Raw genomic sequence first — 16,414 nt, forward strand, 5'->3', positions numbered from 1 at the left:
CGTAGCGTGGCACAATTCGTGTGCCAACCCGGCGCGTCTTGACTTATTAGCACTGGATTTGTGCCAACAGGATTGGCTTTATTTCAGTGTTTGCTGACATTGAACTTGAACTCGACCGACTCGCCTTCCTGCGACAGTCGTCCATTCCCTCATACTTGCGCAGTCGACGGATTGGTCATCCGGACAATGAAACCACGTCGTTTCAAAAAATGATTTGTTTGTCCTCGGGTGCATTATTCAAGCTCGATGCCCGACGATCTTTTTCATCCTGTTTTTGCCGTAGATATTCAAGCGCATCACATGGTGGTCTCGTCGACCATTTGACAGACCGACCGACGGTCTGTATACTTGTCGACGACAAGATTGAAAGGTGGGTCGCATGGCACACAATACGCATCCCGCGGAGACCGAGCGGCGGATTCTCGATTCCGCGCGCAGGCTATTCTCCGAAAAGGGCTACGAGAAGACATCCATCCAGGACATCCTGAACGATCTGGGGCTGTCCAAGGGCGGACTCTACCACCACTTCAAATCGAAGGAGGCGATTCTCGACCAGCTGAACGCCGACGAATGGACCGCCACCGCGCATCTTCTCGACGAACTCATCGACCGTAATGACCTGAGTGCGCTGGAGAAGTTGCGCACACTCATCATTTCCGCCGTGGATGCTCCTGCCCACTTGGATCTTGTCCGATCCCAGCTGGCGCTTCTCAAGGATCCCGCGTTCTTCACCGCGAACATGCGCTTCTGGTCGACGGGACTGCCGAAGTCCTTCCGCTCGCTCATCGACATGGGCGTGCAGGACGGCTCCATCCCCACGACGTATCCCGAGGAGGCGGCGCAATTGCTCTCGCTCCTCGGCAACTACTGGCTCATGCCCTGCTTCTACCCCGCCGATCGGGCCGGCATGGAACATCGCATCCGCTGCCTCGCCACGATGCTCGACGCCATCAGCGTGCCAATATTCGACGAGACGGTCATCTTGCGAGCGATCAAGGGCCTCACAGCCCTAATGCCCGAAGAAGGGACGGCATCCGCATAGGCGGTATGTCTGGGTGCCCCATCCCGCCAATCACGGCGCCCGCGCAACGGGACATTCCGTGTCCTTTGCATGGGCGCATTTTACTGCCATACACAGACCGACGGTCGGTCTGAAATAGATTTCCATCAATCACCGGGAAAAGGAATCCACAATGACGAACACAACCGAGCGCACGGCCAACCCACGAACGGTACGCTCCTCCAATCCACTGCGCACACGCGACTTCGTCCTGCTCGTCGCGGGTCTCGGCATCTCCCTCTTCGCCAACCTCATGCTGCGGTTCGCCATGTCCATGTGGGTGCTCGACGAGACCGGGTCGGCGGCGGCGTTCGCTTCCATCCTCACGGCGAGCATCCTGCCCACGATCCTGCTTTCGCCTCTCGGCGGCGTGGTGGCGGACCGCACGAACCGGCGGACCGTCATGGTGGCGCTCGACGCGCTTTCCGCCATGACGGTGCTCGCCTGCGCCATGGTCTTCTCGGTCGTCGGCTTCAATCTGGCGGCGATCGCCGTGATGCAGGTGCTGCTCGCTGTGCTCGATGCCATGGAGACGCCCACGGTGCAGGCGGCGTTGCCGCAGATGTTTCGGTCCCATGGCGAGGATGTGATGCGCCGTGCGATGGCAGTGGTGAACGTGGTGAATCAGACAAGCATGCTCGTGCCGGCCGTGCTCGGCGGCGTGCTCTATGCGGCGGTGGGCGCCATGCCCATGATGGGCATCACCGTCGTGGGATTCGGCACGGCCGCCGCCGTGGAGTGCTTCATCCGGCTCGGCGCCCCCGAACGCAGCGACGGCGGACGGGCCTCCGCTCTGGACGACCTGCGCGCGGCGGGACGCTTCCTCACGCACGAACGCCCCCTCATGCTGCACCTCGTGCTGCTCTGCGCCGCGCTCAACTTCCTGGTGACGGGGTACGCGGAAGTCGGCTTTCCCTACATGGTCCGCACCGTGCTGGGGTTCGACTCCACGGCGTACGGGCTCGCGTACGGCCTCGTGGGCGCATCGGGACTGCTCGGCGCACTCGTAGGCGGACGGGCCGCGAAATCGCTTGCCATGCGACGTTTCCCGACGGCGATCGCCGCCTTCTCCCTCACCATCCTGCCCCAGGCATTCGCCATGATCCTCCCCGTGAGCGCGAATCTGCGCCTTGCGACGCTCACGGCGGGCACCTGCGGGACCATGGTCGCCATCACATGCGCAAACCTCATCGCCGTGCCGGCGATCCAGATGGGTTGTCCCGAGGACATGACCGGCAAGGTGATGTCGCTCGCACTCTCCACGAGCATGTGCGCCCAGCCTCTTGGACAAATCGCATACGGCTGGGCGTACAGCGCCCTCCCGGCAGGAACGGTCCTGGCGATGACGTTCGTGCTCGCAATCGCGATGCTGCCACTGGTCGCACACGTAGCGCGACGGTTCTAGGACGTGCTCCCGTCCAAGATCACGACACTACTCGATAATCGCTTCTTGGACGTTGGTGAGAACTCGAACCCGCCCGGTTATTCTTTCTCAATCAATCTGTCGTTGAGAATCACAGGCGCGTTCCTGACCGCCGGCTGCAACGCGTCGAGCTGGGCGGCGAGCCTCGCCTCGTCCACCACGGGGATGTCGAGCAGCGTGCGTGCCGCGGCGTGCAGGTAGTCGTTCAGCGCCTCGATGCGGCCGTCCTCAAGCGGGTATATTGGATCGTTCTCCAACGTGACGTCCAACGCCTTGCGCAGCATCTCGTGTTGTGCGACTCCCATGATGGCCTCGCACTGGTTGTAGAACGTCATACGCGAGTTCGACGGCTGGCGTTCCTCCAGCACCTTCAGCGTCCACGCTCCACGCTCCCAATCGGCACGCATGTCGTTCTTGAACAGCGACATGTTGTGGTCGAACAAAGGAGCCGGGCCAAGGATACGACCGGTGCGGTTGTCGCGCAGGAACCCGTGGTTGTTGGCATGACGGTCCTGGTTGACGATGAGCGCATCGAACACGAGCATCGTGCGCATCGCCTCGAACGACTCCAAGGACACCGCGCGCGCCGCGGCAAGGATCTCCGGAAACGAGGCGAGCTGCGTGGCAGCGTAGAACGGCACGAACGACACGTCCTTCGAATTCATCGACGGGCACACCGACGCCAGCTTGCCCTTCCACCTAGCCATCCGGTAATCGACCGCGTTCACGCCGAGCTTGCGCGCCAGCTGAGAGGCGAGATACTCGGAATACGGCTCCAAGCCGGCGTTCGCATACCCTTCGGAACCAGCCTTCCACAGTTCCAGCCCGCTGCCCGTATGCCGCCACGCCTTCGGGAACTGTCCATCCGTCGTCCACTCGCTCGACAGGCCGATCGCATGCTTCTCGCTCGACGTGCACCCCGTGTACGCCACGATGGCAAGCGTCTCATCCAGCGGATTGTCATACAGGTTGATGTTTGAGAACTTCAGATCCTCGCCATCCCGTTCCACCCAGAACGAGTCGTTGACCGACAGTCCCTTGCACAAGTCGATGATGCCGAGCGTATCCGCGATGTTCAACCCGGCCTGCGCTAGAATTTGCGCCGCGAACTCGCGGTTCTTCGGGATAGTGCGCCGCTCCAGCCAAGCGGCGAGCTTCGCATCATCCGGCTGAGGAGCCAGCGGGAACGGCAGCAGCGTCCGTTTCGACTCGTCGAACCAACGGATACGGGCCTCGACCTTGCCAGCCAACAGCCCTTCGCCATACGAGGCATCGAACCGGAGCAGCGGGACATCATACAGACGCAACACATAACCAGTCATACCCGTTCCCTCCAATCCGACACGTACCAAGCCCATTCCGGCGCAATCCCGTATGGCAATAAAACTGTCTACAGTATAGACAAGGGCCTTGGAATCGCTTGGATTCCAAGGCCCTCAGCACTACCCGACAATCACTTCTTAGACGTTGGGGAGAACTTGAACTCGACGATATCGCCATCCTGCATGACGTAGTCGCGGCCCTCCTGGCGCAGCTTGCCTTCTTCCTTGATCTTGGTCATGGAACCTTCGGCAGCGACGAAATCATCGTAGGAGACAATATCGGCCTTGATGAAGCCCTTCTCAAAATCAGTGTGAATCACGCCAGCGGCCTGCGGAGCGGTCCAGCCCTTGTGGATCTGCCATGCGCGTACTTCCTTGACGCCAGCGGTCAGGAAGGTCTGGAGACCCAAGATGTCGAAGCCCACACGGGCCAGCTGGTCGAGGCCGGATTCGGAAAGGCCGGCATCCGCCAGCATCTCGCGGGCGTCGGCTTCGTCGAGTTCGGTCAGGTCGGCCTCGAACTGGGCGTTGAGGAACACGGCCGGAGCTGGAGCCACGGATGCGGCGAGCTTCTTCTTCAGCTCGTCGTTGGCGAGCTCGTTGTCGTCCACGTTGAACACGTAGATGAACGGCTTGGCGGTCATCAGGTGCAGGTCGTAGACGGAATCCTTGTCGAATCGGCCCTCACGTGCGGCCTTGTCCAAGGTCTCACCGTTTTCAAGAATCTGCTTGGCCTGCTTGACGGCATCCATATACGCCGGCTCGATCTTCTTGCCGCGAAGATCCTTCTCCAGCTTCGGCAGCGCATTCTCAATGGTCTGCAAATCAGCAAGAATCAGCTCGGTGTTGATGGTGTCAATATCGTCGGCCGGATCAACCTTGCCGTTGACGTGCACGATGTCATCGTCCTCGAACGCGCGCACGACCTCGCAGATGGCATCCGCTTCGCGAATGTTGGCCAGGAACTTATTGCCCAGACCTTCACCTTCGGATGCACCCTTGACGATGCCGGCGATATCCACGAAGGTCACCGTGGCAGGCACGATCTTTTCGGTGTTGACCAGCTTGGCCAGCACAGGCAGACGATTGTCCGGCAGCGGCACAATACCAGTGTTCGGCTCGATGGTGGCGAACGGGTAGTTCTCAGCCAGCACATTGTTGCGGGTCAGCGCGTTAAACATGGTGGACTTGCCAACGTTGGGCAGTCCGACAATTCCGATAGTAAGAGACATGGTTCCCTACCTTAGCTGTGATGGTACCCGTTCAGCCGACGATGGCGTCGACGGCATCGATGACCGAGCCGCGGAAGCCATCTTTTTCAAGCTTCGCGACACCCTTGATCGTGGTGCCGCCCGGCGAGCACACGGCATCCTTCATGGCACCCGGATGGGTTCCAGTCGCCATGTACAGCGCACCTACGCCTTCGACCATTTTTGCCGCCAAACGATAGGCGGTGGCCCGCTGCAGACCGTATTGCACGCCGGCATCGCCCAACGCCTCGATATACATGTCAGTGAATGCGGGCGCGCATCCGGCAATCACCATGGCGATGTTCATATGAGCGGTATCTACACGCTCGATCAGGCTGATGGCGCCGAACAACTCCTCGAAAGTCTGTGTTTCAGCATCGCTGAGCGTGTTGGCGGACTCGGTGACGAGCACGCCCTTGCCCACGGCCATCGGCGTGTTCGGAATCGTGCACTGGATATGGATGTCGGGCGAATTCACGGATTCGCCGTCTTCGGTGGCGAACAGGTCCTGATATTTCTTCAAATCCCAACCTGCCGCGATGGATACGACGAACTTGCCCGGCTTGGCCAGCTCGTGTGCCAGCGGCTTGATGACCGAATCAATCTGATATGGCTTGATGGCGATAATCACCACGTCTGCGGCCACAGCGACTTCCACCGCGCTATGCAGCGGGCGTACGCCAAGCGTCGCGGCGTTCTTTTCGAGCTTGTCGTAGTGTGCGGCGCAGGCAACGACCTGATGTCCACGCACCACGCCGGCGTCCACTAAGCCCTGGGCGATGGCTTGGGCCATGTTGCCATATCCGATGAATCCAATAGTTGGGTTATCCATGCTGTCTTCTTTCATATGAGTTTCAAACGGGGCCAGAACGGCGTCAGAACAATTCTTCAAGATCGCCGCGGTTCAATGCTTCATTCCACAAGTGCTTGAACACCTGTGAACCGTGCAGACCGTCGTGTTCGAATTCGTTGGTGGTCCAGTAGTGGCTGTTGCCCACGCGGCTCAAGGTGTCGAGCTGCATGCCGGAATCCACGTACATATCGTCGAAATAGACGGCCGCCTGTAACGGCACTTCGTTGCGCGCCAACTGACCTTCGTCGTAGATCACGCCGAAATGCGTGTCTTCCATCAGCACATCCATGGCCGGCTTGAAGGGGCGCAAGGCGGCTTCCTGCTCGAACATCCACGGGAACATGGCCTCACCGGTGAAGTTCAGCGGACGGATTTCCGTGCCGAATTCCGGCTTGGTGTCGCGTACGCGCTGAGCCGCCCAATGAATCGGCTTATCGAGTTCGCCGTTGGCATAGATGAATTCCTGCAGCGGCCAGTACAGCGGACGGGACGCAGTGGCGTTCATCACCTTGGCCAGGAATTCGTCGGACAAATCCGCATCAGCGCACGACTCGCCGTCCGAGGTCAGGAAGGCATCGTCGAGAATCCAATGCACGCGTTCGAAGCTTGGCTTCATACCGAAATCGGAGCCCAGGCACTGCAAACGTTCCACGGTCAGAGGATCGCCATTGGGCAACAGCGGGAAGCCATGAGCGGCCATACCGGCAATCAATCCCAGTCGATGATCGACATCGGTTTCCGCCATGGAACCCAGCACCGAATCAGTCAGTTTGCCGGTGAATTCAGCAACATCGTCCACGGTCGGCAGCTTGTCTGCCAACGTTTCCACGCGTTCCTTATCCTGCGGGTAGCGCTCGTAGAATTGCTGGGTCTTACGGGCCATACGCGGGAAAGTGTGCTCGTAGACTTCGGTGGCATCAGCCGGCACATGCGGGATACCACCGGTGGTGAAGCTAGCGATAACGCCGGCCGGGAACAGCGACAGGTAGGTAAGCGTCAGGAATCCGCCATAGCTTTGCCCCATCGTGACCCATTTGCGACCGCCGAATTCAGTCAAACGCAAATGTTCGAAATCACGGACGATGGAATCGGCCAAGAACTTCTTGAGATAGTCGGCTTGCACACGAGCTGCACCGGCGGCATTATCCTCGTGCGCAGCGGCCAAGTGAGCCATCGTATGCGTATCGACACGTGAGGAGCGTCCAGTACCACGCTGGTCGGGCAGAATAATGCGGAAATGCTTGCTGGCTTCCTCAATCCAACCATCCGAAGTGGGGCTGTTCAATCGTGGACCAGCCCCGCCAGGACCTCCTTGCAGGAAGATGAGTAGCGGCAAATCGTCGTGCACATGCTCGGGAGTGGTGACTACACGGTAGAACAGTTTGATGGTTTTACCGTCGAACGCCTGACCGGGTTCATGACCGGCCCAGTCCAGCGGCACATCGATGGAATGGTCTTCGATGGCGAGACCTGGTACATAGTATTTGCAAAGCATTGTCATGATTCCTGACTTTAGCCCACAAATCAGTCTTATGGGTGATGTCGGTTCATCTTCCACCGAGTTAGCCTTGACACCTATGGGATTGATTGCGAACGTTAGAATGCAGCTGACGAAGCTTGGCGGTAAGACGTATCAAACCTTGCTGTTTGATACGCTACTTGCCGTAGTACTGCTGGTACTGGGCTCGTTTATGGCTACAAGCACCGACCCGGGCACCACTCCGGGACTGCTGTTCCGTTCATCATCCTTGGCAACTGTGCTGTGGAATGTGCCCAGCATTGTTCCGCTGGCTTTACGAAGAACCCATCCTGAGGCTGCCGCTTGGATATTCGTCGGTCTTACGGTACTTCATCTGATCGTCGGTCCGACGATTATCTATAGCGATTTTCTTGCGCTGATTATGTTGTATTCCGTTTTGGTGTATGGCAATCCTCACCATAGTGCGAGATTCGTCATGGCATCACTGGCAGTCAGTCTGTTGACTGGCACTGTGTGGGGTGTGACCTTCAATATCGGGCCGCTGTTCGGCACCGCTGCCGGGCCCAACATAGCTTGGACCAGTTGGCTTCCCACCGCAACCACACTTTCGGTTTGTCCCGCCACAGGCCTCACCACACCCAATGCCAGCAGTTGCAGCATGAAAATGCTCGAGGACTCATTGATGATGACGGTCGTGATTGCCATCTGCGCGATCAGCGTCATTATCATGGCGTTGTGGCAACGTGCACGGCATGCCACGCTTGCGGCCATGCGTGAACGCAACGCGGCCATCGCAGCGAGAGATGCAGAAGAGACCCGTATCGCCGCTCTTGCTGAAAGAGCACGTATCGCCCGCGACATGCATGACGTGGTGGCACATACGCTATCCACGATTATCGTGCAGGCGGACGGAGGCCGGTACGCAGGCGCGCATGATATCAATCTGGCCCGTTCCACGATGGGTACGATCCGACATGAAGCGCAACGCGCGCAACATGATATGCAGCGCCTGTTTTCCGTGTTCGGCACGCAGGCAGGCAGCACTTCCATCGCATACAGCAATATGCCATCATTGTGGCATGGTGCGGCCAATGTTTCACGCACTGTAACCGGACCGGCACATCCGGAGCGATTATCTGCGCAAGCCAGTGAAGCCGTGTTCCGACTGGTGCAGGAAGCGTTGACGAATGCCCGCAAATACGCCGGCACAGGGGCACACGTATTCATCAACGAACACTGGTTAGAGACGGCACTCAACGTAACCATCACCGATGATGGGCTCGGAGCCGAAGCCATGCGAGACGGACACCAGCCAGGTTATGGTCTTATCGGCATGCATGAGCGCATCGAGGCTCTTGGCGGCACAGTATCAGCTGGACCGCAACTCCAACAAGGATTCGCAGTATCAGCATCGATTCCGCTCTCCCCCATGTCTGAATCCAATCAAGCTCCTACATTTGCCGTGCATTCGACATCGATAACCGGCAACAATTCCCATCCCGATAACCCCGCGCAGAGCATTCTTCCCATATGGACGCGGATTACAGATGCCGCAAAGCACACCCTGCGATCTTGGGTGGCATCGATATCGGTGGTATTCCAGCCGAAGCATTTCGAACAAGGAGAGTCCGTTCACCGGTTCAATTGGATTGGCAGGCTTTCTCAATGGACCGAACGGCATTATCTGTTAATAGATATACTCGTCGCCGCAATATTGGTGCTGCTGTTCAATTCGTCCACCTACAACGATCTACGACTGCTCGCCAACGACGGTATTCATTGGCTGCTTCCCAATCGGGCACTCACGACCGTTCTGACCATTGCATTGCTCGCTCCGGTGGCGTTCCGTCGCCGTTTCCCTGAATCAAGTGCTTTGGCCATGGCAATCATGTCATTTATTCAGCTGCTACTGCCTGCTTCCATCATGCCATCCAACGCTCTGGCCGTGAACGTATTTGCCTTGGTATCCGTGTATTCCGCAGTACTATACGGCCGCGAGCATGCGTGGCGCTGGGTCAGCATGACGCTGGTGGTTGATTCCTGGGTATTCGGTATCAAAATTGCCGCTGGATGGAATGGGACAAGCCTATGGGGCACTACAGCACAGTTGGTTATTCCAGGACGTGACTCGTGGACCGCATGGCGCATTATTCTTAGCGGACTGATGCCGGGAGGCATGGTGATGATGGCTGGTTTCGCTTGCATCGCAGCCGCACGATGGACTCGTTCCCGAGGAGCGAATGCATTGGTATTGCAACAACGCGAAGAGGCGCTACGCGCTGAACAAGAGCGGCAGAAGGTGCTGGCCGCCAACCTTGAACGAGAGCGTATCGGGGCTGCCATGCAGACCGAAGTACTGGCCACTTTGGAGTCGGTTATCTCACAGACCGATGAAGGTCTCATTATGTTGAGTAGCTCACCAGAACCGAACAGCGAACAGATCGCATCCTCGTTCGCGGCAATCGGCGCGCGTGGCCGTACGGCGCTGGCTCATATGCGTGAGCTGCTTGCCGTATTGCGCAGAACCGGATTCAGCGATGACACAGGTAACGCTTATTCGCTCAAACCTCCTTTACAGCCAGCGCAGTCCTTGGAACAGCAACTGGCGACTATACGTCACTGATTCCCCTTGACTGTAGGGTTTCTGACACTGACTGTAGGTTTTTGAACGTTTTCCGTCAGAAACCCTACAGTCAGTGTCAGAAACCCTACAGTAAATGTTGGAAGTCCTACAGTCAATGTTGAAAAACCTACAGTGAAGATGCATTGCAAATACGAGAGCAGCTACAGTGGGATTCATGAACGAGAGTAGAAGCATTCGTGTGGTTATTGCCGATGATCAGGAACTGGTACGCGCCGGCTTCGGCATGGTCATCAGCTCGCAGGTCGACATGACCGTTGTGGGCCAAGCGTCCGATGGTGCCAAGGCCGTGGCTCTGGCCGAATCCTTGCACCCGGATGTGATATTGATGGACGTGCGCATGCCTGGTATGAATGGGATCGAAGCCACCAGACAAATTGCCGGATTGTCTTCCGTCGTGCAACCGACTCGCGTAATCATCCTGACCACGTTTGACTTGGATGAATATGTGATGGCCGCCATCAATGCTGGTGCCTCAGGATTTTTATTGAAAGACACTGAGCCTGAGACGCTGCTCAATTCGATTCGCACCGTGTTTAACGGCAATGCAATCATTGCCCCTTCCGCAACGAAACGGCTGATCGAGCAAATGCTGCACGATGGATACGCCACGGAATATGCGACTGGAGAGCCCACCCGAGCCGTTTCACGCACCACAGTCGGCGGGGACTCCGACGAACCGTTCTATACCGATCCGGAACTCGAATTGCTCACCGACCGCGAGCGCGAGGTATTGGTGGAGATCGCTCATGGGCTAAGCAATCAGGAGATCGCGAACAAGCTGTTCATCTCCTTACCTACGGTGAAAACCCACGTGGCGCATATTTTGGCGAAAATCAACGCACGTGACCGTGTGCAGGCTGTGGTGTTTGCATACGACAATCGATTAGTGTGAATGACCAAGTAACTGCTTTGCAAGGGGTACATTCGTTTGATTGCAATCATCTATCTGCTCTACGAGGGGTACCAGTCCAATACATATACAGGTACACACGTTGTAATTCCAACAGTTGTACTTACATAAACAAGGTTTTGGTACCCCTTGCACAGCAGATAGAGATCTGGAGGTACGGCGATGTACCCCTTCCAAAGGAGATGGCCTGCACACCGCGGTGTGCAGGCCATCTCCTTGGCACTGTGTCGTCAGGCTTCAGCCAGGGCGACCACTGGCGGTACGCTGACTGCGCGACGAGCGGGCGCGATGCTGGCAATCAACGCGGCAAGCGCCGCAATACCGAGCATCAGACCATTACCGGCCCAGTCAAACGGGAACACCACGTTACCGTACAGACTAAACACCATATAGGAGCCAAGCCAGCCGAATACCGTGCCAAGCAGCACACCGACCACGCCGGAAACCAAGGACAGCAGAAGCGCCTCGACGGCAAGAGAGCGCCGCAACTGCCCTCGGGTCATGCCGATGGCGCGCAGGGTGGCGGATTCCCGGGTGCGTTCTATGACCGAGAGCGAGAGCGTGTTGGCAACGCCCACGAGCGCAATTAACACTGCCACGGCGATAAGCCCCACGAGCAGAGCCATCATGCCGTTGATCATGGTTTCCCACATCGACCGTTCGGCAATCGGCCCGGAGACCATGACTCCGTCACTTGAGGAGAAGGCGTTCCGCACATTGGTAAGCACGTCATTCAACGTGGTTCCGGCCGCATCGTTATCAACGCGCATGAGCAGCATATGACCGGTCGCCGTAAGGTCACCGTTCGCAAAATAGCTGTTATTGACGAAGGCCACTGCGTCATAATCCGCGGAGACTCGGCGATAGTCCACTTGTTCGGGTGCAAGTGTCAGCGAGCTGCCTACGGCATCAGCAGTGCCGTCCGACACCGGTTCCAATGTGATGCCGGAATTATTGAAACGCAATCCCTTGCCACTGTCCGCATCATGCTTCGGCAAAAGTACATGGTTGTTGTCAACAGATGCGCCGCCGATATTCGCTTTCATCACCTTGCGCAAGTCTGCCGCGTGCTCAACGCCGGCGACGAGCACGGTCAAGCCTTTCTTATCCTCGGTCGTGGTGGTCATCACCGTGGTGGGCATGTAGGCCGAGGCAGCGATACCTTTGGTTTCCGCCGCTTTGGTTGCCTGTTCGTCGGTCATGTCAGTACCGGTGGCGATCATATCCACGCTATAGCGAGAGGCAAGAGCCTCCCCCATCGTTTGCTTGGCGCTGGCTGCACCGGTTGCGATAGTGGCCACCAATGTCACACCGATGAGCAGTGCAGCTCCTGTTGCGGCCACACGACGCGGATTCTTCTGAATGTTGGCGTTCGCCACCGTGGCGCTAGGACCGGCGAGCGCCACCAGCGATCCCACACCGTGCATGAGCAGCGGCAACCAGAACACAGCCGCAATGACAAGACCGAGGAACACCGCCGCACAACCGCCAATAGCCGTCAGCAACACCACGACATAGTGATCTTTGACTAAGGATTCATGACCGGTCAGAGATGCGTGCATCTGCCATGCGGCAAAGCCGGCAAACGCCATACCGCAAACAATCAGCAGCGTGGCTATAACACCGCGCAACACACCTGCGCGACGTGTATCGGTCAATTCCATCGGGCGCAATGCCTCCAACGGGGTGACTGCGGTAGCGCTCCGAGCGGAGCTCAGGGAAGCCAGTATGGTCATTGCAAGACCGAACACCATCGGTACCGCGAACACCTGCCAGCTCAATACCAGTCGAGCATCCATACCGGTGGAAGCCATGATTCCGGAGGCGCACAGAGCGGCCATAAGTCCAATACCGAGCGCCACACCAAGCACGGAGGCCATCAGTCCCAGCACCGTGGCCTCGATAATCACCGATGCATACAGTTGCTGTTTCGTAGCACCGATCGTGCGTAGCAACGCCAAGGTGCGACGGCGCTGTGCGACGAGCACCTGGAATGTGTTGGCGATGACGAGCGCGGCGACGAGCATTGCGAGCACGCCGAAGCTCAGCAGGAATGTAGTGACGACGCTGGTGCCGTTGGAGCTCAGAGATTCCACAGCAAGCCGGTCTGCTTCGGCGCGATTCACGAGCCGGCTGTAGCGAGGCAGAAGACGCTTGATGGAGGCCGTATCAGTCCGGGTATCGAGATCGAGGTAGATGGAGGTGGCGTTGACTTGGTTGAAATCGGCGACCCCATTGGCGAAAGCCATGAGATCCTCCGAGAGGATCGAGGCACCGCCGTCGTACGCATAGACATTATTGGGATCATCGGTAAGGCCCGTCACGCGCGCTTCAATGCCACCGGCTGAGCCTTGACTGTCGGCAGTGTTGCCGCGTGAGACATGCACCACATCCCCCACGTGCACGTCAAGCTGTTCGGCAACATGTTCAGGCAGAGCGACTTCGCGATTATCGACGGGGCGGTCACCACGTATGACGGTCACAGGCAGCAGGTTCGTTTCACCCGTGTTGATGGCATAACCGGTGGCATGGTGGTTGCCGTTGGACAACCTGATATTGGTCGCAGTGACAGCACGCACACCTTCGACGCCATCGACAGTACGTATACGATCGAGATGGTAGTCAGCCACGGTACGCGAATACGCTTCATCGGATTGAGCGTCGGTGGGGTGTTCAGGCAGGTCGGTCAGCACCATCGCGTCCGCGCCGGCGTAGATGGCGGTCTGCTGGCGCACCAGCGAGTCGTTCATCGTGTTCGAAAACAGGAAGGTCGTCGCAATGAACGCCGTACCGATCAGGATGGCGATACCGGCCGGAATCAGCATTTTTGCGCTTTTCTTCATGAGTTTGACGGTGATGGAAAACATGACGTTCACTCCCCTCGCCTAGTCAGCGTGCGTGACGGGCCGGTGCAGCGGCATGCGTGGCATGCTCACGTTCGGCCATCAGCAATGCGTTCATGCCTTCTGCGGTGGGGTGCGCCTCGTCGGCCACGATTTGGCCGTCCGCAAAGACGATGGCACGGTCGGCATAGGAGGCGGCCACTGCATCATGGGTGACCATGATGATGGTTTGGCCAAGTTCATCTACCGAACGCTTGAGGAAGGTCAGCACTTCCGCGCTGGAAACGGAGTCGAGATTGCCGGTGGGCTCGTCGGCGAAAACGAGTTTCGGCTTGGCAATCAACGCCCGGGCGATGGCCACACGCTGCTGCTGGCCTCCGGAAAGCTCATTGGGACGGTGATCCAGTCGCTTTTGGAGACCTAAGGTTTCGACCAGCAGATTGAACCATTCGCGGTCCGGCTTCGTGCCGGCCAAGGTCAATGGCATCAGGATGTTCTGTTCGGCGCTGAACATGGGCAGCAGGTTGAAGCTTTGGAAGATGAAGCCGATCTTGTGCCGGCGCAGCAACGTGAGCTGTTTGTCGTTCATCTTCGTCAAATCGCTGCGGCCGAACATGATATGGCCGCTGGTGGCGGAGTCGAGCCCGGCCAGCGTATGCATGAGCGTGGATTTGCCGGAGCCGGATGGCCCCATAATTGCAGTGAACTTGCCACGTTCGAAGCTGACGTTGACACCGCGCAAAGCGTGGACCATATTGGCGCCGATACCGTAATCCTTGACCAGGTCGACGGCCTGGATGGCAGGCGATGACGGCACAGGTGAATTGCTGAAATTCATATGTTCCCTCCCGTAAGTGTCCCGGGCCTTTTGCCCGGATGATGCTTTCAACTTACGGAAGATCGCCGGCCCGCTCCATCGTGCGCCGGGCTGTCATTCTTGAGGATGATGCATTCCCGCACCGCCTGCAGAGCCGGCAATGCTGTGCGGGTGGCAGACACAAAAAAGCTCGCACTGCATGACTCAGTGCGAGCTTTTCCACCTTGAGTAAGGCCCCAACCTTTCAGCCATTCATGACGCTCCCCTTATGCGTCATGCCCCCTCGGCCGAAATGAGCCTTCCTTACTCGAAGTTACTTTGCCAGACCGGAGGCGCGGACGGCTTCGAAACCACCCTTCAGATCGTCGAGGATGTCCTCGATGTTCTCGGTGCCGATGGACAGGCGGATGGTGCCCTGGTGGATGCCCTGATCCTCCAGCTCCTCCAGGGTTTCCTGGGAGTGGGTGGTGGATGCCGGGTGGATGACGAGGGACTTCACGTCGGCCACGTTGGCGAGCAGGGAGAACAGGTGCAGGTTGTCGATGAAGACGCGGGCTGCATCCTTACCGCCCTTGATATCGAAGGTGAAGATGGAACCGGCTCCGTTCGGGAAGTACTTCTCGTAGAGGGCGTGGTCGCGACGACCCGGGATGGACGGGTGGGAGACGGACTCGACTTCCGGCACGGTCTGCAGGTATTCGACAACCTTCAGCGCGTTCTGAACGTGACGCTCGACGCGCAGGGACAGGGTCTCGGTGCCCTGCAGCAGCAGGAAGGCGGCGAACGGAGACAGGGTGGCGCCGGTGTCGCGCAGCAGGATGGCGCGGATACGGGTCACGAAAGCGGTGCCGCCGAGGGCCTCGTAGAAGTTCAGACCGTGGTAGGAGGGATCCGGCTCGGTCAGGGTCGGGAACTTACCCGGCACTTCGGCCCAGTTGAAGTTGCCGCCTTCCACGACGACGCCACCCAGCGTGGTGCCGTGGCCGCCGATGAACTTGGTGGCGGATTCGACGACGACGTCAGCACCGTGCTCCAGCGGGCGGAACAGGTACGGAGTGGCGAAGGTGTTGTCCACGATCACCGGCAGATGATGCTTGTGGGCGATGGCGGAGATGGCTTCGAAGTCCGGCAGATCGGCGTTCGGATTGCCGAAGGTCTCGAAGTAGACGAGCTTGGTGTTCTCCTGGATGGCATCCTCGAAGTTCTGCGGCACCTCCGGGTCGACGAAGGTGGTGGTGATGCCATCGCGCGGCAGGGTGTGCTTGAGCAGGTTGAAGGTGCCGCCGTAGATGTTCTTGGAGGAGACGATGTGGTCGCCGGACTGGGTGATGTTGCGAACGGCGTATTCGACTGCAGCTGCACCGGAGGCGACGGCGATGCCTGCGGTACCACCTTCAAGAGCGGCGATACGGTCTTCGAAAACACCCTGGGTGGAGTTGGTCAGACGGCCGTAGATGTTGCCCGGGTCGGCGAGGCCGAAACGGGCCTCAGCATGATCGAAGTTGTGGAAGACGTAGGAAGTGGTGGCGTAGATCGGCACTGCGCGGGAGTCGGTGGCCGGGTCGGCCTGTTCCTGGCCCACATGCAGCTGCAGGGTTTCAAAACGGTACTTCTTGTTCTCGGCCATGGTGTGCTCCTTGCTGGTTGTGCTTGGTCGCGAGGTTCTTTTCCTTGCCACCCGCCTGCCGTATTCGGCGGTTGGCGAGGTGTTGGTTATGAAAGTACGCGCGGCAAGTGGCGCGGCGCAAGCTGAGCGTTATCACGGTTGCCTATAGACCCTTATAACCCGTTGGAATCATTGGGATTCGAAGC

10 protein-coding genes and 2 pseudogenes are annotated in these 16,414 nt (G+C 58.3%); 5 read left to right on the plus strand and 7 right to left on the minus strand.

The window, feature by feature from the left end:
- Positions 1-379: 379 nt before the first annotated feature.
- Complete coding sequence (locus tag F7D08_RS04050; protein WP_152209413.1) at positions 380-1,042, plus strand: TetR/AcrR family transcriptional regulator; 663 nt, start codon at positions 380-382, stop codon at positions 1,040-1,042.
- Between the two features lie 151 nt (positions 1,043-1,193).
- On the plus strand, positions 1,194-2,465 hold the full coding sequence (locus tag F7D08_RS04055) for an MFS transporter (RefSeq protein ID WP_152209414.1): 1,272 nt from the start codon (positions 1,194-1,196) through the stop codon (positions 2,463-2,465).
- A gap of 77 nt (positions 2,466-2,542) precedes the next feature.
- On the opposite strand, the gene F7D08_RS04060 is transcribed toward F7D08_RS04055, so the two are convergent.
- The 4 genes from F7D08_RS04060 to F7D08_RS04075 all read right to left on the minus strand — a co-directional run bounded on the left by F7D08_RS04060 (position 2,543) and on the right by F7D08_RS04075 (position 7,409).
- Positions 2,543-3,805 carry a HipA family kinase gene (locus F7D08_RS04060; RefSeq protein WP_152209415.1) on the minus strand — a complete coding sequence of 421 codons (1,263 nt, stop codon included), beginning with the start codon at positions 3,803-3,805 and terminating at the stop codon, positions 2,543-2,545.
- A 131-nt stretch (positions 3,806-3,936) separates the two neighbouring features.
- Positions 3,937-5,037, minus strand: coding sequence for a redox-regulated ATPase YchF (ychF, locus tag F7D08_RS04065; RefSeq protein ID WP_152209416.1), 1,101 nt, complete (start codon positions 5,035-5,037; stop codon positions 3,937-3,939).
- 31 nt (positions 5,038-5,068) lie between these two features.
- Positions 5,069-5,887 carry a pyrroline-5-carboxylate reductase gene (proC, locus tag F7D08_RS04070; RefSeq protein WP_152209417.1) on the minus strand — a complete coding sequence of 273 codons (819 nt, stop codon included), beginning with the start codon at positions 5,885-5,887 and terminating at the stop codon, positions 5,069-5,071.
- A gap of 43 nt (positions 5,888-5,930) precedes the next feature.
- Positions 5,931-7,409 carry an alpha/beta fold hydrolase gene (locus F7D08_RS04075; RefSeq protein ID WP_152209418.1) on the minus strand — a complete coding sequence of 493 codons (1,479 nt, stop codon included), beginning with the start codon at positions 7,407-7,409 and terminating at the stop codon, positions 5,931-5,933.
- A gap of 100 nt (positions 7,410-7,509) precedes the next feature.
- Between F7D08_RS04075 and F7D08_RS04080 the strand changes: the two genes are divergently transcribed.
- The 3 genes and pseudogenes from F7D08_RS04080 to F7D08_RS09960 form a co-directional block, all read left to right on the plus strand.
- The gene (locus tag F7D08_RS04080) at positions 7,510-10,011 is read left to right on the plus strand and encodes a sensor histidine kinase (RefSeq protein WP_152209419.1); all 2,502 of its coding nucleotides are present in this window, start codon (positions 7,510-7,512) and stop codon (positions 10,009-10,011) included.
- Between the two features lie 175 nt (positions 10,012-10,186).
- Positions 10,187-10,639: pseudogene (locus F7D08_RS09955) on the plus strand (response regulator); the annotation flags it as partial.
- Between the two features lie 69 nt (positions 10,640-10,708).
- Positions 10,709-10,924: pseudogene (locus F7D08_RS09960) on the plus strand (response regulator transcription factor); the annotation flags it as partial.
- Positions 10,925-11,172: 248 nt separating this feature from the next.
- Here the strand turns inward: F7D08_RS09960 and F7D08_RS04090 are convergent.
- The 3 genes from F7D08_RS04090 to F7D08_RS04100 all read right to left on the minus strand — a co-directional run bounded on the left by F7D08_RS04090 (position 11,173) and on the right by F7D08_RS04100 (position 16,229).
- Complete coding sequence (locus F7D08_RS04090; RefSeq protein ID WP_152209421.1) at positions 11,173-13,809, minus strand: ABC transporter permease; 2,637 nt, start codon at positions 13,807-13,809, stop codon at positions 11,173-11,175.
- Positions 13,810-13,831: 22 nt separating this feature from the next.
- On the minus strand, positions 13,832-14,623 hold the full coding sequence (locus F7D08_RS04095) for an ABC transporter ATP-binding protein (protein WP_152209422.1): 792 nt from the start codon (positions 14,621-14,623) through the stop codon (positions 13,832-13,834).
- Between the two features lie 292 nt (positions 14,624-14,915).
- Positions 14,916-16,229 (minus strand): O-acetylhomoserine aminocarboxypropyltransferase/cysteine synthase family protein, encoded by a 1,314-nt coding sequence (locus tag F7D08_RS04100; RefSeq protein WP_152209423.1) that lies wholly within the window; start codon positions 16,227-16,229, stop codon positions 14,916-14,918.
- Positions 16,230-16,414: the final 185 nt, after the last annotated feature.

Origin of the sequence: Bifidobacterium cebidarum (assembly GCF_009193305.1) — a bacterium.
In the GTDB taxonomy this organism is placed as follows: domain Bacteria; phylum Actinomycetota; class Actinomycetes; order Actinomycetales; family Bifidobacteriaceae; genus Bifidobacterium; species Bifidobacterium cebidarum.